Consider the following 19,358-nt stretch of genomic DNA (forward strand, 5'->3'; position numbering starts at 1 on the left):
GTAAGCCTATGGAGACGGAGAGCAAATCGCGCGACGAGCCATTGCGGGTCGTGCTCGTCGAACTACGTTCGTTCGCAAGGAGATTGCGGCGCGAGTGGAGCATCAACGTGCCGGAGATCACATTCGCGGAGGCCACGTTGATGTCGGCGGTCACCGCACGACCGCACCCGACCGCAGTCGACGTGGCGGCCGATCTGCAGATCGACAAGTCCACGGCGAGCCGGCAGATCGCCGTCCTCGAGCAGCGCGGACTCATCGAGCGGGAGGCCGCTCCCGGTGAACGCCGCGCGCAGTGGCTGAGGCTCACCCCCGAGGGCCGCAACATCCTGCAGCAGTCGGACACGGTGCGGATCGAGGCGATCCGGGACCGTGTGGGTGACTGGACGGACGCCGAGGTGACCCAGTTCGCCGACCTGCTGAGGCGGTTCAACGCGCGGCCCAGCTGACCGTCAGCATCCGCGATCGGCCGACTGCGCATTTTCATGTACCCCAGATGGCACACCCGTCACATCCGTCTCGCACCATGCGCAGTCGGCGGGTGGGGGCGATTGGTGCGGTGTGGACAGCCCATAGAACCCATACCGCGGAGGAGGGGATGTGGACAACCTCGGTTCGAATAAGCAACATTCGCAGTTATATTCGGCGAATTCACCCTTGCACTTCGGTTCGAACACGCGTATGATCCATGGTATACGGATGACGTGAGGATCAGCAGCTCGAGGAGGGGCCATGGCGCAGTCGACAACCGACACACAGGCGCCCGCCGGGCCGGGGACCGGTGCCCGGTTGATGGGCCTGCTGAGTGAGTTCAAGACCGCGTTGGATGAGTGGCCCGGTGCGCTGTACCAACTGGATGAGACCGAGCTGGGCGAGGTCGTCGGTTCGATGCTGCAGATCGGAGCACGGGGAGAGAACGTCGCCGCCCTAGCGACTGCGGACGCCCTCGGTCGGGGCACGGTCGCCAACTCCACCGCCACCGGGGCACCGGCCTGGGTGGCCCAGCAGGCCCGCGGTGTCGACCCCGTGGTCGTGCGCCGGGTCGGGACTGTCGGGGTGGACTGCGCCGACCCCCGCAACACCGTCGTCGCCGACGCCCTCGCGAGCGGGGCGGCGACGGTCCCGGTGGCGGCGGCCGCACTGCGGGAACTCCCCCAGATCCTGCCGCAACTGCCGTGCGCGGACCGCGAAGACCTGCTGGGCCGGTACCTGTCGCTGAGCAGCTTCGGACCCCGCGCCCTCCGCGAGCTCAGCACCCGGATCCGCGGCGAATACGCCCCCGACCACCTCGTCCGCGATGAAGAACGACAACAGGACTGCGAATCGGTGCACTGGGCCGACCTACCCGGTGGACTGACGAGGTTCGTCGCCGAACTGTCCGGCGGGCACGCCGCCGCCGTCAAACACGCCCTCCGCGCCTTGTCTGCGCCGACAGCGCAGCCCTGCCCGGACGCACAAGACCTTTGCAGCCCTGACCGCGACTTGCGGACACCGGCCAAACGACGCGCCGACGCCCTGGTGCGGCTGATCGACACCGCGGCCGGCGTGCTGGACAGCACCGCACCACGACCGGTCGGGGACTTCGGCGGGACCGCGAAGATCCTGGTCACGATGGACTACGCGACCTTGTACGAAGGTCTTCAGGCCACCGGCCGACTCGGCCAACACAGTTCGAACAACGGCCAATCCGCACCGACGTACCTCCCAGGCATCGGAATGACCACCGACGGGGAGTACCTCGACGCGGGCACCCTGCGCAGGCTGGCCTGCGACGCCGACCTCATCCCCATCGTCTTGGGTGGGGAGTCCGAACCATTGGACGTCGGCCGCGCGAAACGCCTCTTCACCGGAGGCCTACGGACCGCGATCATCCACCGAGATCAGCACTGCACCTTCCCCGGCTGCGACCGACCGCCCGACTGGTGCGACGCACATCATGTGACGCCCTGGTGGGCCGGCGGAGAAACAATCCTGACCAACGCGGCGCTGTTGTGCGCACGGCACCACACCATCGTCCACCGCGACCTGCTCACCGCCCAGGTCACCACCACCGGCGTCACCTGGGACCCCACCCCAGGCAAGATGCCCACTCGACCCGGCCAAGACCCGGCAGCATGACCGGCCAGCACTGCCGGACCGAACGACCTCCGGCAGGGTTCACACCCAGCGGTCCGCCGATCGTGGTCGGGCGGAGCAGCCATAGCGATCACCACGCTGCCGCTGTCCATGGTGGGCGCCTCGGGGATCAGACGGCGTCGCCCTCCGCCACGGCGTGGGCGACCGGCAGGTCCTGGGCGGCGGTCGCATCGAGCTGGCCGGCCTGCACGTCACGCCGACTCGCCGCGAGATAGGCGACCAGCACCACGATGAGCAGGGTGAGCATTCCGGTGACGACGCCGTCGCCGTACCCCAGGCCGGCACCGAACGAGTGCGGTTTGCCGAACCAGTCGGCGAAGGACGCCCCCAGCGGGCGGGTGAGGACGTACGCCGTCCAGAACGCCGCGATGGCGCCCAGCCCGAGCCGCCACGCCAGCAGCACCACGAGGATCGCGGCGCCGAAGAGCACACCGGACGCGAAGAACCCGAGATGCATCGTGGTCGCGGTCAGGTCACCGGCGGCGGTCCCGAGGGCGAAGGTGAGCAGCACGGTCACCCAGTAATAGGTCTCCCGTCGCTTGGTGGTGATGCTGTGGATCGACAGCGTCCCCTCGCTGCGTTGCCACCGGAGGAAGACGAACGCGAGCGCGAGCGCGTAGACCGCCGTGGTCACCGTGTACGGCAGCGCCAGGACGATGTGCAAGCCGTCGGCCGCCATCGTGCCGAACAACGCGACCATCGCGACCGCGAACCAGTACGTCCACGCGCGGTAGCGGGTGCTGCGCAGCTGCAACGTCATGCCCAGCGCGAATCCTCCGACCCCCAGCACACCGGCGAGGACGAGGCTGATGCCGCCGAACCAGTCGGACGCGGCCTCCCCCATGCCGGTGGTGAGTACCTTCACGACCCAGAAGAGTGCGGTGATCTCGGGGACCTTGGCGGCGATCGGATCGGGCCTGCGGAAGACGGTCGGTCGCGTACGGGGCTGCGGTGTCGGCACGCGCAGAAGGTAAGCGGCCCCGACTGAGAGATCACTGGGTGATCTCTCAGTCGTGCGGAGCCGCCGGAAGCACCTGCGGGGCGCCGATCAGCCAGGCGAGCAGCGTTGCGGTGATCGACTGCGCGCACAGCAGACCCACCAGGACGACGATCTGAAACCGAGCGGCGCTCTCGGCGCTGGCTCCGCCGAGCAGCGCGCCGACGAAGGCGCCGGGCAACGTCACCAGACCCACCGTGCGGGTCTGGTCCAGGGCGGGCACCAGCGCCTCGTAGACAGAGGTACGCGCGACGTCCCGCGCCGCCTGTCGCGGTGTCGCGCCGATGGACAGCCACGCCTCCACCTCGTCGCGCCGATCGTGCAGCCCGCGGGCGAACCTGCGCCCGGTCAGCGTGGCCACGGTCATCGCGCCGCCGATGACGATCCCGCAGACGGCGACCAGGGTGCGCACATCGCGGGTCAGCGTCGGCATCCCCACGATGATGGCGACCGCCACGGACACCCCCGCGCCGATCGAGGCGACGACAGCCCGCATCGCGTTCAGCTGGCCTCGCAGACGACGTCCGGCCGTCCAGCAGGCCACCGTGAACATCACTGCTATCACACCGATCACGGTGATCGGCGCCGCGAAGACGCCACGCAGTGCCAGTGCGATGAGGGCCAGCTGCACGACCGCCCGCGCGGACGCGGTCACCACGCCGCGGACGTGTGGGATCGCAGCCTGTCGCAACACGACGCACGCGATGGACAGCAGCAGGATCAGGCCGAGCGCGAGTCGCCCGTACTCCCCCACGTAGGAACCCGGCGTGCCCAGGACGAGGTGTGGCAATCCCTGCAGGGTCTGCAGCGTCATGCGGCGATCTCAGCCGATGCGCAGGCGCACCACGCGAAGATGGTCCGGTGATCCGGTTCCCGCGTGGCATCCGCAGCCGCCTGACGATCCTGGCGGCCGTCGTCACCGCGCTGCCGCTGCTGATCGGTGTCCTGGTGGTCGCCAACCTGCTGCAGCGGTCCCTGACCGCCAACCTGCAGCACGAAACCCAGCACACGGCTGCCGCGGTCACCTCGGCCGTCGCCCGGTCGGGGCCATCCGGGGTGGCGGGAACGACCTCGAGTGTCAGCCCGGGCACCACCGTGCACGTCTTCGGCTCCGACGGTCGCGTGGTGGCGGAGTATCCCCGCGAGAGTCGCTGGACCGGCGAGGTCGTCCCGGGCGACGGCACCATCGTCCGGGGCAACAAGGGCTACTGGCTGCCCGGTGATCTCGATCAGCCGCTCAGTGTGCAGGCACGCACGACGTACGGCGGGCAGCAGTTCACGGTCCTGGTCCAGGCGTCGCAGGAAGCTCAGCACGAAGCGGTCAGCGAGGCGGCCAAGCTCGTCCTGATCTGCATCCCGTTCCTCGTCGGTGGGGCGGCCGCCCTGGCGTGGGTGCTCACCAGCCGGACGCTGCAGCCGGTCGAGGCAATCCGGCGGCAGGCCGAGCGCATCACGGCCCGCAACCTGGACGAGCGCCTGCCCGTCGGACCGGTCAAGGACGAGGTCGCGACCCTGGCCACGACCATGAACGAGATGCTGCACCGGCTCTACACCGCGCAGGAGTCGCAGCAGCGGTTCGTCGCGGACGCCAGTCACGAGCTGCGCTCCCCCGTCGCGACGCTGCAGGCCGCACTGGAGATCGCCGCCACCGACGGCCACCGGGTCTCGACCGAGAACGCCGGTCTGATGCGCCGCGAGGCGGACCGTCTGCAGGAGCTGATCGACGGGTTGCTGCTGCTGACCCGCAGCGACAACAGGGGTCTCGTGCTGCGCGATCGCGACGTCGACCTGGACGACATCGTCTTCCACCACGCCACCCGGCTGGCGTCGACGACCGATCTCACGGTGGAGTCGCAGCTCTCTCCGGCGCGGCTGCAGGGCGACCCCGAGCGACTCGACCAGGTCGTGCGCAACCTGACGGACAACGCGGCCCGGCACGCCCGCTCCTGGTTGCAGGTGCGGACGGTGGCCGGCGACGACCACGTGCTGCTCACGGTGGGCGATGACGGCACGGGCATCGCAGAGGAGGATCGCGCACGCGTCTTCGAACGCTTCGTGCGTCTGGACGAGAGCCGCACCCGCGAGGTCGGCGGCTCCGGGCTGGGACTCGCGATCGTCCGGGAGATCGTGCGCGCGCACGGCGGGACCGTGCAGGTCGATCGCAGCGCGCGCGGCGGGGCGCAGTTCACCGTGCGGTTGCCCTATACGTCGGCGACGAGGCGGTAACCGACGCCGCGCACCGTCTCCAGGGTGTGCAGGTCGAAGGGTGTGTCGATCTTGCGACGCAGGTAGCCGATGTAGACCTCGACGATGTTGCCGTGGTCGGCCAGCGGCAGATCCCACACGTCGTCCAGGATCTGCGACTTGGTGAGCAGCTGCCCAGGGTGCCGCATGAAGAACTCCAGGAGCGCGAACTCTCTTGGCGTCAAGTCGATCTCGCTCTCCGCGCGGTGTACCCGATGCTGCGCGGAGTCCAGGCGCAATCCGCCGACCCGCAGCGGCGCGTCCACCCCTGCACCGCCGCGCCGGGCCAGGGCGCGGAGCCGGGCGACCAGCACCACGAAGCTGAACGGCTTGGTCAGGTAGTCGTCGGCCCCGAGCTCGAACGCGTCCGCCTGATCCCACTCGCCGTCCTTGGCCGTCAGCATCAGGATCGGCGTCTGCGCATCGTGCTCGCGGATCGCGCGCACCACGTCGTACCCGTTGAGACCGGGCATCATGATGTCCAGGACGATCACGTCGTACGCCGTCTCGCGCGCCCGCCAGACCGCGTCCCTGCCGTCGTGCACGGTATCCACGGTGAAACCGCGTTCGCGAAGTCCGTTGGTGACGACGGTGGCGAGGCTCTGTTCGTCCTCGGCGAGCAGCACGTGGAGGTGGGGCACCGTCACATCCTGGACCCACGCGGCAACCGGGCGCCGTCGAAACGACCACGGACCCGATCTTCGACCGGCCGCAGCAGACCGGCCGCGAGCAGGACCGCGCCACCGGCGATGAGCGGAGACCCCACCACATCCCCGAGATAGTGCGCACCCAGCAGCAGTCGGGTCAGGCCGACCAGCGCGATCAGTGGGATGCCGACCAGCGGCACCCACGACCGAACGGCGCGGTTGCCGCGCACGGCGACCGCTGCGCCGACCACGATCCCGGCGGCGAGAGCGGTGTGACCGCTGGGGAAGCTGTCGGCGCCGTGCTCCACGACCAGCGCGTGGATCGCGGCAGTCGGTGGCCGGTGGCGATGGAAGGCCACCTTGCACACCGTGACCGAGAACCAGCCCACGATCGCCAGTCCCAGGAACCAGGCGGCGGTGCCGCGATCGATCAGCCACCACAGGACAGCCGCGAGTGCGAGCAGCAGGAACGGCCCCACCAGGGGCGAACCGACGACGTCCACCAGTCGGGCGAGCGCGACTCCGGCGACGTTGCGGTGCCGGGACAGGTCTGCATCCAGCGCGTATTCGCCGGTGTGCCGCGCACCGGTCGAGGTCACCCAGACGCCGATCAGCAGACCGAGAGCCACCATCGAGGCGCCCCAGGCCAGGAGCCTGCGGTCGATACGCTCCGGCGCGGGGCCGGGGCGTCGACGAGCGGGGACGAGGAGCAGCACTCCGTCAGATTGCCCCGGTGCCCCTGTGGGGTACCTGAGCATCCTCGGGGTGACGACCGACGACCGGGAAGGGCGAAGGTCAGGTGACCCGCAGCTGCGCCTCGTCCAGGCTGCCGTCGATGATCTCGACGGCGACATGCGATAGCGACCGGCCGTTGCGGCGGGCATACGTGCGCATGGCCGCGAAGGCGTCGAGCACGGACACGCCGTGGCGTGCGGCGAGCATGCCCTTGGCCTGCTCGATCACGACGCGGCTGTTGAGCGCCCCCTGGAGCTGCTCGGCGAGGATCTGCTGCTGCTGTACGGCGCGTTCCTGCAGCAGTCCGATGGTGGCGATGTCCGCCAGACCCTGGCCCAGTAAAAGGTCCGCATTGGACAGATCGCCAGGTCTCGCCAGGAAGAGGTTCATGGCGCCGATCACCTCATCGCGCAATCGCATCGGAATGGCGTGGACCGAGGTGAAGTTGCCCGCCCGTACGGCGGCCCCGAATGCCGGCCAACGCTCCTCGGCCGTTGCGGGGTCGATGTTGGTGACCGGCTTGCCCTCGCGATAGGCATCGAGACAGGGGCCCTGATTGTGCTGCAATTCGAACAGTTCCAGGGTGCGCGTCTCGTCCGATGAGGCGGCGAGCAGGTGCAGCTCCCCCCGCTGGTCGGCCAGCATCAGACCTGCTGCGTCCGCGTCGAGGAGTTCGACGGTCGTACTGGCCAGAGAATGCAGGAAGTCGATGACGTCGAACTCTGCCACCAACGTATCGGCCAGATCGACGAATGCCTCGACGAGGCGTTCCTGGGTGACCATGGGGGGCCGCCTTTCATGCGGGGTACGCGGTTCAATGATCTCACTCATGAGTCCTCGCCATCCGGCTCGAAGCGAAGGTTTCCGGAGACGACGTCGCGTGCGAGGTCCACGATGCTGCGTCCGTCGCTGTAGGCCCGGGCGCGGAGAACGAGCAGCGCCTCGGCGAGACCCACTGCGGCCTGGACGGCGATCATGCCGGTCGCCTGATGCACCTCGGGACGGTTGTGGTGGGTCAGCAGCAGATCGGGGTGCAGTTCGCCCTGATCGTTCATCTGCTCCTGCAGGTAGAGCAGCAACCTGGTGGCGGCGTCGCTGAAGGAGAGGGCGTCCCGGAGGGTCTCGGAGCTGAGCGGACCGGGGACGTCGCGGTAGAGGTCGAGCACACCCAGGCGGATCGCACCGACCTGCAACGGGAACGCGAAGATCGCCTCGATGCCGGCCTCCAGCACCGCGGGCCCGAACGCCGGCCACCTCGCGGACGCGGTCTTGCGCAGGTCGGGTTGCAGCACCGGACGCATGGCGGCCGATGCGTCGACGCAGGGCCCCTCGCCAAGGTCGAACTGCAGGTCCTCCATCGTCTTCGCCAGCCCGTCGGTGGCCGCGACCAGGCCCTCCGGACCGCGCTCACTCATGAGGGCCAGTCCGACGCCGGTGACCTGCAGTGATGTCGCGCAGGTGGCGCAGAGGGCCTCCGGAAGGGTCGCCCTACCGTCGACGGTGCTGGCGGTGGACTGCAGGTCGGCCAGGATGCGCTGCACCTTGTCCATCTGCACCCCAGTCTTCTATCGGCGTCATCTGTTCCGGTCGAACCGACGCCAAGGACCGGGGTCGTCACTACGTGCCCCGGAGACTAGTCCGCTCACTATGTTTGTCGTGGCTCGGGTGGGTCCTTCCTGGATCAACGGTTGACACACCCTGGATGCGGTGCAGACTTGACAGCGAGGTCACATATCGCGTGGCCTTCCTGCCCCGGACCCGGCAGCCCTCTTTCCACGGCAAGCCAGACGGGGAATCGCCGATCCTTCGACCGAATTCGTCATTCAATTCGGTGCCTTCGACGCGTCTATCCATCCGCTGACTGCCGCGGCAAGGCGCCTCTCGACGAAGGACAGTCCATGACAGAGCACTGGCTCACGACATCGGCTCCACCACCCCGCCCGTCACCATGAGCGGCCAGTCCGTGCAGGTCCTCACCCCCGGTGCGAGGAACGGACCACAGCGGGTCGAGGTCATCGCGCAGGCGGTGCTCGCCACCCCTGGCGTGCAGGGGCTGCACGCCGGCAAGGAACACGTCGTCACCTACCTTCCGACGCGCCAGGTGCGGGGCATCCGCGAGGTCGAGTACGGATACGACGTGCACGTGGTGCTGGCCCGGGACTGCCACCTGCTGCTCACGGTGGAGGCCATCCGAGCCGCGGTGCAGGCGCTGGCTCCCGGTCGCGTCGACGTGACCGTCGAGAACGTCACCGCGCGACGTCGGGCGTCGTCCCGATGAGGTGCCCACCGGCGTCTGCTCATGCCTCACGTGAACGCGAGGTGCGCACCTTCGCGTTGCTCCAGCGTGCGTCCAGGACGGCCAACACCCGCGTAGCGGAGAGACTGCGGTCGGATGCGATCCAGGAGAACCTTGCGTTGGCGCACGCGATCGCCCGCCGCTACACGGGGCTCGGTGCCGAACTGGAGGATCTGCAGCAGGTCGCGTCGCTGGCCCTGGTCATGGCGGTGGCACGCTTCGAACCGTCCCGAGGGTCACCGTTCGCGCCGTACGCCCGGGTCACCATCGACGGGGAGCTGAAGAGATATCTGCGCGACCACGGCTGGGCGGTGCGCCCGCCCCGCAGCCTGCACGACACCTACCACGAGGTGCGGCGTGCGACCCAGGACCTGACCCAGTCTCTTGGCACGACACCGACAGTAGGGGACATCGCCGAGCATCTGCACATCAGCCCCGAGGTCGTGCGTGACGCGCAACGGGTGGGATCGTCCTACACCGCCACCTCGCTCGACGCACTCCTCGGTGTGCACCCGGACTCCCAGCCCGGCGGCCAGCTCAACCTGGGCAGCGTCGGCACTGTCGACGCCCTGCTCACCGCGCTGGTGCTCAGGCAGAGCATTCACGAGCTGCCGCCCCGCGACCGGTTGATCCTGCAGCTGAGGTTCGAGCAGGAGATGACCCAGTTGCAGATCGGGAATTGTCTGGGCATCAGCCAGATGCAGGTCTCGCGCACGCTCGCCGCGATCATCGAGAGGCTGCGGGTGTGCCTGGACGAGGACGCGGAGCGGGTGCCCGCCTAGCGACGCCCGCCGGGGTCGACATCGACGGGTGTCCCGACCCAGCGGGCCGCTTCGCCATCGCCGAACGGCGTTGCGACGTTGAAAGATCCGAGGTGCAGCAGTCGGCCGTCGGCACCCGGCTCGATACGTCCGTACGCATCCAGTCCCGCGGCGGCCGACGGACTTCGGGTCGCCGCCCGCACCGCGACCGGCACGGACATGCCTGCCTCGACACACCGGCGTACGGCCGCCCGCATGGTGAGGGTGCTGCCCGCCAGCGAGGCATCGCGCGCGAGCCGGGCCGTCCCATCGGTCACGACGACGGCCTGCCCGCCGAGTTCGTGTCTGCCGTCCGGCAGTCCGGCCGCGCTGATCGCGTCGGTGACCGCCACGAGCCGGTCGGACGCTGCGCGTGCGGCCATCCGCAGGACGGCGGGGTGCAGGTGGATGCCATCGACGATCACCTCGCACCACAGCCCCCGGTCCAGCGCCGCCCCGACGGGGCCGGGCTCGCGGTGGTGCAGCGGCCGCATGCCGTTGAAGAGGTGTGTGGCGACCGTGGCGCCCGCCTCGATCGCCGGCAGGCACTGCTCGTACGTCGCGTCGGTGTGCCCCAGCGCCACGGTCACGTCCCGACGCAGCGCCGCGCGGACGAGGTCCAGCGCCCCGGGGAGTTCGGGCGCGACCGTGATCATCCGCAGCGTCCCGCGCGCGGCCTCGACCAGCCGCTCGAACGCCGCCACGTCGGGGAGGATCAGGTGGGCAGGGTTCTGCGCGCCGCAGCGAGCGTGGGAGAGGAACGGGCCCTCCAGGTGGGCGCCGCGAACGGCCGTGTCGCCCGCCTCGACCACCTCCACGACGGCCTTCAGCTGTGCGCACAGGTCGTCCAACGATGCGGCGACCAGGGAGGCGAGCATCGCCCCGGTGCCGTGTCGCGCGTGGTAGCGCGCCGCGCGGCGGATCGACTCGGGATCGGCGGACGCGAAGTCGCCGCCGCCCCCGCCGTGGCAGTGGATGTCCACGAAGCCGGGTGCCACCCAGCCGTCCGCGAACTCGAGATCGGCGCGTCCCGACGGTGCGCCCGCGCCGACCGCGCGTACGCGAGCGCCCTCGATCCGCACCCAGCCCTCGGCCCCGTCGGGCACCGCGTCGCCCGCGCCGAGAAGGCGCGCCGCATGCACGAGGAAGTGGGGTCTGATGTCCGCACTCTGCAGCACAGTGAGAGGGCCGTCAATGCCGGAACGAATGTGTTGCTCCCGTGACTGGTGTGGCGATATCGTCGAACGCAGATTCGTGCAAAAATCGTCCACAGCAAAAGGGGACTTGACATGCAGGGTTTCAAAGACTTCATCATGCGCGGAAACCTCGTCGAACTCGCCGTCGCATTCGTCATCGCGACGGCTTTCGCCAGAGTCGTTCAGGCATTGGTCGTCGTCATCATGGACATCGTCGGCAAGATCGGCGGTTCGCCCAGTTTCTCCAGCTACCAGCCGAGTGGGATCCACGTCGGCGACTTCATCACCGCGCTCATCGGATTCCTGCTCCTGGCGGCAGTCGTCTACTTCTTCGTGGTCGTGCCCTACAACAAGGCGACCGAGCTGGCCCTGCGCCACCGCAAGGGCGATGTCGAAATCGAAGACGTCCCGACCGAACTGGACCTGCTGGTGCAGATCCGCGACGAGCTGCGGGCAGGACCGCGCGCCTGATCCTCGACGGGCGAATGCGCTCCTGGGGGCCCGCCCGACTTTGCTCGAGCACACGGGGAGTGGGACACGTCGGATGCGACGTGTCCCCCTCCTTGTTCCACGGCGCCGGCGCAAGGATTTCCTGCACCGCAATGCGGTTGCAGGAATTCCGCTCCCACTCCGCATTGAGCAGATCAATGCCCGCGTACGACGTTCGGACGCGAATCCGCCCGTACGGCGTCGCCCTGAAGCGAAGGCGAGATTCCTACACCCTCGCCGGCGCGGAGAGGCGTGCCGAGTAGATCGAATATCCGTCGATCCAGCGGGTGATCGCTGTCGCGATCACCGTGGCGACAATCATCGGCACCATCAGCCCGAACCCGCCGTGCGTGAGTTCGAGCAGCAGCGCCAGCGCCGCAAGGGGGGCCTGCATCCCGGCGCCGACCATCGCGGCCGCACCGATCAGCGCGTACGCGCCGACGGGCGACCCCGGCCATACGTCGCTCCAGAGGATGCCGAGGGCGGCGCCCAGGGCGGCCCCCGTGCTGAGCACCGGAGTGAACAGACCACCCGAGGCGCCACTGCCCAGACAGAGCAACGTCACGAACGGTTTCAGCACTGCCAACGCAACGAAGAGCGCCAGTGATCCGCCGCCGATGAGGCCGAGGCGGGCGATGTCCGACCCGTTCCCGTAGAGCAGCGGGTAGCGCAGCGCCAGCACACCGAGCACGGCGAACGCCACGAACGGTGCGATCAGCATCCATCGCCCGGTGACGCGGTAGTGGGACACGATCCCGATCAGCCGCACGTACCCTGCGGCTAGCACGCCCACGACGGGCCCGAGCAGGAGGGCCCAGACCAGCAGCCGCGGGTCGTAGGAGAACTGTGGGATGCCCACGTACGTCGCGTGGTCCGACAGACCGACCCATGCCGTGACGGTCGCCACGCCCGCGCACGCCAGCGCCGGTAGCACGATGGGCAGGTTGACCGCGCCGACCAGCACCTCCGCCGTGAAGAGCGCACCGCCGAGCGGCACGTTGTAGACGCAGGCCAGACCGGCACCGGCGCCGCATGCCACCAGCAGGCGCAGCTGCGCCGGGGTCAGCCTGAGCCACCCGGCGACCACGTTGCCCGACACCGCGCCCATCAGCTTGGGCGCGGCCTCGCGGCCGAGCGACGCGCCGAGGCCCACGACGATCTCGGACAGCACGGACGTGCCGGCGCTGCGGCGTACCGACAGGCGCCCTTCACCCGTCCAGAGGACGTCGTCCACCTCGGATGTGCGTCCGGGGGTGAACCGGCGCAGCAGATACCACCCGACCCCGCCGATGACACCGGCGACCAGCAGCGGTGTGAGTCGATGCCAGGGGCCTGCGGCGGCGACCTTGTCGGCGAAGTCCCCGAACCCTCTGGCACCGAACGCGATGCGCGACACGAGCCGCAGCAGGCCCATGAGCAGATCACCGATCAGACCGGTCAGCACACCGGTGAGGACGATCGCACCCCAGAAGCGCAGGGTCAGGGCCGCGTCGCCGTCGTGGGTGACGTTCGGCTGCATCATCGCTCCGCGGCCCGACGGCAGGCGCCTCTTCAACAGTGGCGGCGGTACCCGCTCGCGTTCACCCGACCTCATCGCCCACTCACCCTAGCCAGGCGAACGGGCCAGCAGTCGACGGCCGAGGCTACGGTCGACGGCATTGTCGCGGCGCCGCACATCTGGTCTAATCATCAGGAATCCTGCTCGTTATCTCAGCTCACCCCCGGAGGCGCCCGTGCCGGATCAGACGTTCCCCGATCTGCCGCCCTCGCTGGTCGTCACCCGGCACGGGAAGGTCGCCGTGCTGACCCTCAACCGCCCGGAGAAGCGCAACGCCCTGGACGACGCGACGGTGCTCGGCATCGAACGGTTCTTCACCGATCTTCCCGACGACGTCGCGAGCGTGGTCATCGCGGCCGAGGGCGACCACTTCAGCGCGGGCCTGGACCTGTCGGAGATGGCAGAGCGGGACACCATCTCCGGCGTGCGGCACTCACGGATGTGGCATCGCGCGTTCGAGCTCATCGAGTTCGGCCCCGTGCCGGTGGTGTGCGCCCTGAAGGGAGCGGTCGTGGGCGGAGGCCTCGAACTCGCCGCGGCCACCCACCTGCGCGTCGCCGAACGCTCGACGTTCTACGCCCTGCCCGAGGGGATGCGCGGCCTGTTCGTCGGCGGCGGAGCATCGGTGCGACTGCCGCGGCTCATCGGCGTGGCCCGGATGGCCGATCTGATGCTTACCGGCCGTCGGTACGACGCGCAGGAGGGTGCCGCGGCCGGACTGTCCCAGTACGTCGTCGACGACGGTGCCGGCCTCGACGAGGCGCTGCGCCTGGCCGCCCGGATCGCCGACAACGCTCCGCAGAGCAACTACGCCGTCATCCAGGCACTCCCCCGCATCGCCGAATCCGGCCGGCATGAGGGCTATCTCATGGAGGCCATGATGGCCGCCATCGCTCAGGGCACCGACGATGCGAAGGGTCGCATGCAGGACTTCCTGCAGGGCCGCGCGCCGAAGGTGACCGACCGATGAGCGTGCACACCGGCGACGTGCTGTGGCGCCCGCCGGACGACGTCCTCGACACCAGCGAGGTCGGCCGCTTCCTGACGTGGCTGCATACGCACCGCGGACTCGACCTGAGCGACCACGACGCCCTGTGGCAGTGGTCCGTCGAGGACCTCGACGGCTTCTGGTCCGCGATCTGGGAGTTCTTCGGGATCCACGACCGCGGCACGCGCACGTCCGTCCTCGCGGAACGGGTGGTGCCCGGCGCGCAGTGGTTCACCGGGTCGCTGCTCAACTACGCCGAGCACGCGCTGCGCGGCGCCGGGGCCCAGGACTCCGCCGTGGCGATTCACGCCCGGTCCCAGAGCCGCGCCGACCGCGACCTCACCTGGGGCGAGCTGCGCGATGCGGTCGCGCGCGCCGCTCGCGCCCTCACCGACCTGGGCGTCGGTCCCGGCGACCGGGTGGCGGGGTACCTGCCGAACTGCCCGGAAGCCGTGGTCGCCTTTCTGGCGACCGCGGCCCTGGGCGCGGTGTGGTCCAGTTGTGCGATCGAGTTCGGCCCGCGCAGCGTGATCGACCGGTTCGGACAGATCGAACCCGTCGTACTGCTCGTCGCGGGCGGCTATCGCTACGGCACCAAGGACGTCGACCGCGGTGACCAGGTCGCGGCCATCACCGCGGGCCTGCCCACGCTGCGCCATGTGGTCGACATCGAGTACGGCGCATGGCGGGTCGACGGCGCGACCTCCTGGTCGGCAGCACTCGCCGGGGCCGAACCGCTCGACCGGACGGCACCGGTGCCCTTCGACCACCCGCTGGTGGTCCTCTTCTCCTCCGGCACCACCGGCCGCCCCAAGGCCATCGTGCACGGGCACGGAGGGGTCCTGGTCGAGCACCTGAAGAACCATGCGCTGTCCTGGGACCTGCGTCGCGGTGACGTCATCGCGTGGTACTCCACCACCGCCTGGATGATGTGGAACGCGCTGGTGTCCGGGCTGCTCGTCGGAGCGGGCATCGTGACGATCGACGGCGACCCGGCATACCCCGACCTGACGTGGCAGTGGCGTCTGGCGCAGGAGACCGGGGCCACGCTGATGGGCGCGAGCCCTGGATTCATCATGGCCTGCCGCTCGGCCGGGGTGGACCTGAGCGGACTGGACCTGCGGATCCGGGTCGTCGGCTCCGCGGGTTCGCCGCTGCCTCCCGAGGGCTACGCCTGGATCGGCGAGCAGCTCGGGCCGCGGGTGCAGCTCAACGTCGGCAGCGGAGGCACCGACGTATGCAGCGGGCTGGTGCAGAACAACCCGCTGCTGCCCGTGCGCGCGGGGATGATCTCCGGTCGGGCACTGGGTGTCGACGTCCACGCGTACGACGACGCGGGCCTGGAGGTGATCGGCGAGCCGGGCGAGCTCGTGGTGACCTCGCCGATGCCGTCGATGCCCGTGGGGCTGTGGGGCGACGCAGACGGATCGCGGCTCCGGGCAACGTATTTCGAACGCTTCCCCGGTGTGTGGCAGCACGGGGACTGGATCGTCTTCGAGTCCGACGGCAGCTGCGTCGTCACCGGTCGCAGTGACGCCACGCTCAACCGCGGCGGCGTACGGCTCGGCACAGCGGAGTTCTACCGCGTCGTCGAGGAGCTGCCCGGAATCGCCGACAGCCTGGTCGTGCACCTCGAGGATCCCGCGGGCGGCAACGGCGAACTGATCCTCTTCGTCACCACGACCGCCGGCGTCGAGGTGGACGACGCCCTGATCGACACCCTGCGCGCCGCGCTGCGTACGTCGCTGTCCCCCCGGCACGTACCCGACCGCGTCGTGGGGGTTCGCGCCGTCCCGCGCAACCTCACCGGCAAGAAGCTGGAGCTCCCGGTGAAGCGGATCCTGCAGGGCGCGACACCGCACGACGTGGTCAGCCGGGACGCGCTCGCGGACCCGGAATCCCTGGACCCGTTCATCGCGCTGGCGGCGGAGGTGAGCGCATGAGCGCCGACCTTTCCCCCGTCGCCGTCATCGGGGCCGGCTCGATCGGCGGCAGCTGGGTCGCGCTCGCGCTGTCCCGCGGGCTCGAGGTGCACGCCGCCGACCCCGCACCGGGCGCCCAGGACGCACTGCGCGCAGCGGTGGCCGACCATCTGACCGAGCTCGACTGCACATCGCAGCCGCTGGAAAGGCTGCATTTCCACGCCGACCCCGCAGCCGCGGCCACCGGCGCGGCGTTCGTCATCGAGTGCGGCCCGGAGCGGGTGAAGGTGAAGCGCGAGCTCTTCGCGGCGCTCGACGAGGTCACCGACCCGGGCGTCGTCCTTGCGAGCAGCTCGTCAGGCATCGGCCCGTCCGCCTTCCAGGACGCCTGCCGGCACCCCGAACGCGTGGTCGTCGCGCACCCCTTCAACCCGCCCCACCTGGTGCCGCTCGTGGAGGTGGTCGGTGGGCGTCTCACCTCCGCGCAGACCGTCGACGCCACGATGGCGGCGATGCGCGCATTGGGACGCAGCCCGGTCCATGTCCGGGCCGAGCTGCCCGGGCACGTCGTGAACCGGCTGCAGGCGGCGCTCTGGCGAGAGGCCTACGACCTCGTCCGCCGTGGCGCGATCTCGGTCGCGGACCTGGACCGTGCGGTGGCCTCCGGTCCGGGTCTGCGGTGGGCGCTGCTCGGCCCCATCGCCACTCAGCACCTGTCCGGCGGCCCGGACGGGCTGGCGCACGTGCTGGAGCATCTCGGACCGCCGATGGTCGACTGGTGGGCCGACCTCGGCGATCCCGAACTGACGCCGGAGCTGACCATGCAACTGGTCGCCGGGGTCACCGAGGAGCTCGGCGGGCGAGAGCCCGAGGTGCGCGCCCGGCGCGATCGCGGGCTGCGGGAGCTGCTCACCACGAAGGAGCGTCTCGGCCTCGACACCGTCGGCGAGGAGACGCCATGAGGGACCAGGGGCTGGGCTCCTGGACCCGGCGGCGCGCCCGGATGACCCCGGACCGGCCCGCGCTGGTCCAGGACGGCCGCGCCACGACGTACGCCGACCTGCACCGGTCGAGCACCCGGCTCGCACACGGTCTGCGGGAGCGCGGCATCACCCGCGGTGACCGGGTGGCGTTCCTCGGCCTCAACGGCGTGGAGATGGTCCTCGCGATGTTCGCCACCGCGAAGCTCGGCGGCGTCTTCGTGCCGGTGAACACGCGACTGGCCCCGCCCGAGCTGGCCTACGTGCTGGGCCACAGCGGCGCGCGGCTGCTGCTGATCGAGGACGCGCTCGCCGCGTCGGCGTCGACCCCGGAGGTCGACGAACTCGCCCTGGACATCGTGACGTTCACGCGCGACACGGGCGCCGGACTCGACGCACTGCACGCCCCGGACGACGGGGAGGTCGACGAGCTCATCGCCCTCGACGACCTCTTCATGATCCAGTACACGTCGGGCACCAGTGGTCGCCCGAAGGGCGTGATGCTCACCCACGCGAACGTGGTGTGGAACGTCTACAACCTGCTGGTCGACATCGACCTCGGCAGTGACGAGGTGGCGCTGGTGACCGCCCCGCTCTTCCACACGGCGGCGCTCAACCAGGTGCTCTTCCCGACGATCCTCAAGGGCGGGACGGCGCTGCTGGAGGCCCGCTTCGACCCGGTCGCCGCGGTCGACATCATCGAACGCGAGCGTGTGACGCTGCTCTTCGGGGTGACCTCGATGTACCTCGCGCTCGCGGCGGCACCGCGCTTCGACGCGGCGGACCTGGCCAGCCTGCACCTGGCACTCAGCGGCGGGGCGCCGATCCCGGAGTCGCTGCTGCACACCTGGCTGGACCGCGGGCTGATGATCGTGCAGGGGTACGGCCTGACGGAGGCCTCGCCGGGCGCGACGATGCTGCGGGCAACGGACGGCGTCCGCAAGCTCGGGACCGCGGGCACCGCGTGCTTCTTCGCCGACGTGCGGGTGGCCGCCGGTGACGAGGACGTGCCTGCGGGCGAACCCGGCGAGGTGCTCGTCAGCGGGCCGAACGTCAGCCCCGGCTACTGGCAGGACCCGCGCGCCACCGAGGCGGTGTTCACCGACGAATGGCTGCACACCGGAGACGTCGCCACCGCGGACGGCGAGGGCTATCTGCGGATCGTGGATCGCATCAAGGACATGTACATCTCCGGCGGTGAGAACGTCTATCCGGCCGAGGTCGAGCAGGCGCTGCACGAGCACCCGCAGATCGCCGAGTGCGCGGTGATCGGAGTGCCGGACGAGAGGTGGGGCGAGGTAGGGCGCGCGTTCGTGGTCACCCGGCCTGGAGCGCACCTGTCGGAGTCCGACGTACTCGCTCATCTGGACGAACGGCTCGCCCGGTACAAGCGGCCCGCGAGCGTCGTCTTCCTGCCCGAACTTCCCCACAACGCCTCCGGAAAACTCGTCAAGTCCCGACTCAGAGAGACCACCCGATGACCCGCTACGAGCCCGCCGTCGACCTGGACGCGATCACCGCGCTCGACGTCCACGTGCACGTCGAATCCGACGGCCACGGCCACTTCGCCCTGGACGAGGAGCTGCTGGACGCGTCCGCCGCGTACTTCAAGGGCAGCGAGAACCGCACCCCGTCGGTGCAGGACCTGGCCCGGCGTTACCGCGACGCCGGGATGGCGGCCGTCGTCTTCACGGTCGACGCCACCACCGCGACCGGTCACCCCGCGATCTCGAGCGAGGAGATCGCGCAGGCCGCGGCCGAGCACGCGGACGTGCTCATCCCGTTCGGCTCCGTCGATCCGCACCAGGGTGCGGCGGCCGTGCAGCGCGCGCGTCACCTGGTGCAGGAGTACGGCGTCCGCGGGTTCAAGTTCCACCCCAGCCTGCAGGCCTTCTCCCCCGACGACCCGGTCTTCCAGCCCCTGTGGGCTGCGCTGGAGGAGCTCGGCGTGCCCGCCCTCTTCCACACCGGTCAGAACGGCATCGGCGCCGGCCTCCCGGGAGGACGAGGGATCAAGCTGCGCTACTCCAACCCGCTGCTGCTCGACGACGTGGCCGCCGACTTCCCCGGCCTGACGGTGATCCTGGCGCACCCATCGGTGCCGTGGCAGGCCGAGGCCATCTCGATGGCGACCCACAAGGCCAACGTCTATATCGACCTGTCGGGGTGGCGGCCGAAGTACTTCCCGCCCGAGCTGGTGCGCGCCGCCGGCGGGCTGCTGCGCCGCAAGGTGCTCTTCGGCAGCGACTATCCGCTGATCGCGCCCGAGCAGTGGTTGGCCGACTTCGACGACCTCGGGATCGACCCCGCGCACCGGCCCGGCATCCTCAAGGAGAACGCCGCCCACGTCCTGGGTCTGCGCTGACGCTGCCT

At 70.0% G+C, this 19,358-nt stretch carries 19 protein-coding genes; 11 read left to right on the forward strand and 8 right to left on the reverse strand.

The window, feature by feature from the left end:
- Positions 1-8 precede the first annotated feature (8 nt).
- Together JOB34_RS15230 and JOB34_RS15235 are read left to right on the forward strand one after the other, a co-directional pair.
- The gene (locus JOB34_RS15230) at positions 9-446 is read left to right on the forward strand and encodes a MarR family winged helix-turn-helix transcriptional regulator (RefSeq protein ID WP_208053485.1); all 438 of its coding nucleotides are present in this window, start codon (positions 9-11) and stop codon (positions 444-446) included.
- A gap of 283 nt (positions 447-729) precedes the next feature.
- Positions 730-2,115 carry an HNH endonuclease signature motif containing protein gene (locus tag JOB34_RS15235; RefSeq protein WP_208053486.1) on the forward strand — a complete coding sequence of 462 codons (1,386 nt, stop codon included), beginning with the start codon at positions 730-732 and terminating at the stop codon, positions 2,113-2,115.
- Between the two features lie 127 nt (positions 2,116-2,242).
- Here the strand turns inward: JOB34_RS15235 and JOB34_RS15240 are convergent, their stop codons facing one another.
- Both JOB34_RS15240 and JOB34_RS15245 read right to left on the reverse strand, forming a co-directional pair.
- Positions 2,243-3,094, reverse strand: a complete 852-nt coding sequence (locus JOB34_RS15240; protein WP_208053487.1) for a hypothetical protein — start codon at positions 3,092-3,094, stop codon at positions 2,243-2,245.
- 46 nt (positions 3,095-3,140) lie between these two features.
- The gene (locus JOB34_RS15245) at positions 3,141-3,944 is read right to left on the reverse strand and encodes an ABC transporter permease (RefSeq protein WP_208053488.1); all 804 of its coding nucleotides are present in this window, start codon (positions 3,942-3,944) and stop codon (positions 3,141-3,143) included.
- A gap of 47 nt (positions 3,945-3,991) precedes the next feature.
- On the opposite strand from JOB34_RS15245, the gene JOB34_RS18205 reads away from it, so the two are divergent.
- Entirely contained in the window at positions 3,992-5,356 is a 1,365-nt protein-coding gene (locus JOB34_RS18205) for a HAMP domain-containing sensor histidine kinase (RefSeq protein WP_208053489.1), read from the forward strand.
- Here JOB34_RS18205 and JOB34_RS15255 read toward each other — a convergent pair.
- From JOB34_RS15255 to JOB34_RS15270, 4 genes are all read right to left on the reverse strand, one after another.
- Positions 5,332-6,015, reverse strand: coding sequence for a response regulator transcription factor (locus JOB34_RS15255; RefSeq protein WP_179480140.1), 684 nt, complete (start codon positions 6,013-6,015; stop codon positions 5,332-5,334). The two genes, JOB34_RS18205 and JOB34_RS15255, sit on opposite strands and share 25 nt — an antisense overlap.
- Before the next feature lie 2 nt (positions 6,016-6,017).
- On the reverse strand, positions 6,018-6,737 hold the full coding sequence (locus JOB34_RS15260) for a phosphatase PAP2 family protein (protein WP_208053490.1): 720 nt from the start codon (positions 6,735-6,737) through the stop codon (positions 6,018-6,020).
- A 79-nt stretch (positions 6,738-6,816) separates the two neighbouring features.
- Positions 6,817-7,539: a GAF and ANTAR domain-containing protein gene (locus JOB34_RS15265; protein ID WP_208053491.1), complete on the reverse strand. Its 723-nt coding sequence runs from the start codon at positions 7,537-7,539 to the stop codon at positions 6,817-6,819.
- Positions 7,540-7,583: 44 nt separating this feature from the next.
- Entirely contained in the window at positions 7,584-8,312 is a 729-nt protein-coding gene (locus tag JOB34_RS15270) for a GAF and ANTAR domain-containing protein (protein ID WP_208053492.1), read from the reverse strand.
- Positions 8,313-8,704: 392 nt separating this feature from the next.
- Here JOB34_RS15270 and JOB34_RS15275 point away from each other — a divergent pair, with 392 nt between their 5' ends.
- Together JOB34_RS15275 and JOB34_RS15280 are read left to right on the forward strand one after the other, a co-directional pair.
- Positions 8,705-9,034 carry a hypothetical protein gene (locus JOB34_RS15275; protein WP_179480134.1) on the forward strand — a complete coding sequence of 110 codons (330 nt, stop codon included), beginning with the start codon at positions 8,705-8,707 and terminating at the stop codon, positions 9,032-9,034.
- The gene (locus JOB34_RS15280) at positions 9,031-9,834 is read left to right on the forward strand and encodes a sigma-70 family RNA polymerase sigma factor (RefSeq protein ID WP_279538965.1); all 804 of its coding nucleotides are present in this window, start codon (positions 9,031-9,033) and stop codon (positions 9,832-9,834) included. The genes JOB34_RS15275 and JOB34_RS15280 overlap by 4 nt, the downstream gene beginning before the upstream one ends.
- Here the strand turns inward: JOB34_RS15280 and nagA are convergent.
- On the reverse strand, positions 9,831-11,030 hold the full coding sequence (gene nagA / locus JOB34_RS15285; protein ID WP_208053494.1) for an N-acetylglucosamine-6-phosphate deacetylase: 1,200 nt from the start codon (positions 11,028-11,030) through the stop codon (positions 9,831-9,833). The two genes, JOB34_RS15280 and nagA, sit on opposite strands and share 4 nt — an antisense overlap.
- Before the next feature lie 111 nt (positions 11,031-11,141).
- Between nagA and JOB34_RS15290 the strand changes: the two genes are divergently transcribed.
- Positions 11,142-11,519 carry an MscL family protein gene (locus JOB34_RS15290; RefSeq protein ID WP_208053495.1) on the forward strand — a complete coding sequence of 126 codons (378 nt, stop codon included), beginning with the start codon at positions 11,142-11,144 and terminating at the stop codon, positions 11,517-11,519.
- Positions 11,520-11,763: 244 nt separating this feature from the next.
- Here the strand turns inward: JOB34_RS15290 and JOB34_RS15295 are convergent, their stop codons facing one another.
- The gene (locus tag JOB34_RS15295; RefSeq protein ID WP_208053496.1) at positions 11,764-13,059 is read right to left on the reverse strand and encodes a chloride channel protein; all 1,296 of its coding nucleotides are present in this window, start codon (positions 13,057-13,059) and stop codon (positions 11,764-11,766) included.
- A gap of 211 nt (positions 13,060-13,270) precedes the next feature.
- Between JOB34_RS15295 and JOB34_RS15300 the strand changes: the two genes are divergently transcribed.
- From JOB34_RS15300 to JOB34_RS15320, 5 genes are read left to right on the forward strand one after another with little or no spacing between them, the layout of a single operon-like run.
- A complete protein-coding gene (locus JOB34_RS15300) occupies positions 13,271-14,065 on the forward strand; it encodes a crotonase/enoyl-CoA hydratase family protein (RefSeq protein ID WP_208053497.1) in 795 nt (264 codons plus the stop codon).
- Positions 14,062-16,026, forward strand: a complete 1,965-nt coding sequence (locus tag JOB34_RS15305) for an acetoacetate--CoA ligase (protein WP_208053498.1) — start codon at positions 14,062-14,064, stop codon at positions 16,024-16,026. Before JOB34_RS15300 ends, JOB34_RS15305 begins: the two co-directional genes overlap by 4 nt.
- Positions 16,023-16,967: a 3-hydroxyacyl-CoA dehydrogenase NAD-binding domain-containing protein gene (locus tag JOB34_RS15310; protein WP_208053499.1), complete on the forward strand. Its 945-nt coding sequence runs from the start codon at positions 16,023-16,025 to the stop codon at positions 16,965-16,967. Before JOB34_RS15305 ends, JOB34_RS15310 begins: the two co-directional genes overlap by 4 nt.
- A complete protein-coding gene (locus JOB34_RS15315; RefSeq protein ID WP_208053500.1) occupies positions 16,964-18,466 on the forward strand; it encodes a long-chain fatty acid--CoA ligase in 1,503 nt (500 codons plus the stop codon). The genes JOB34_RS15310 and JOB34_RS15315 overlap by 4 nt, the downstream gene beginning before the upstream one ends.
- Positions 18,463-19,350, forward strand: coding sequence for an amidohydrolase family protein (locus JOB34_RS15320; protein ID WP_208053501.1), 888 nt, complete (start codon positions 18,463-18,465; stop codon positions 19,348-19,350). Before JOB34_RS15315 ends, JOB34_RS15320 begins: the two co-directional genes overlap by 4 nt.
- The last annotated feature ends 8 nt before the right edge of the window (positions 19,351-19,358 follow it).

The organism is Allobranchiibius sp. GilTou38 (genome assembly GCF_017565325.1).
In the GTDB taxonomy this organism is placed as follows: domain Bacteria; phylum Actinomycetota; class Actinomycetes; order Actinomycetales; family Dermatophilaceae; genus Allobranchiibius; species Allobranchiibius huperziae.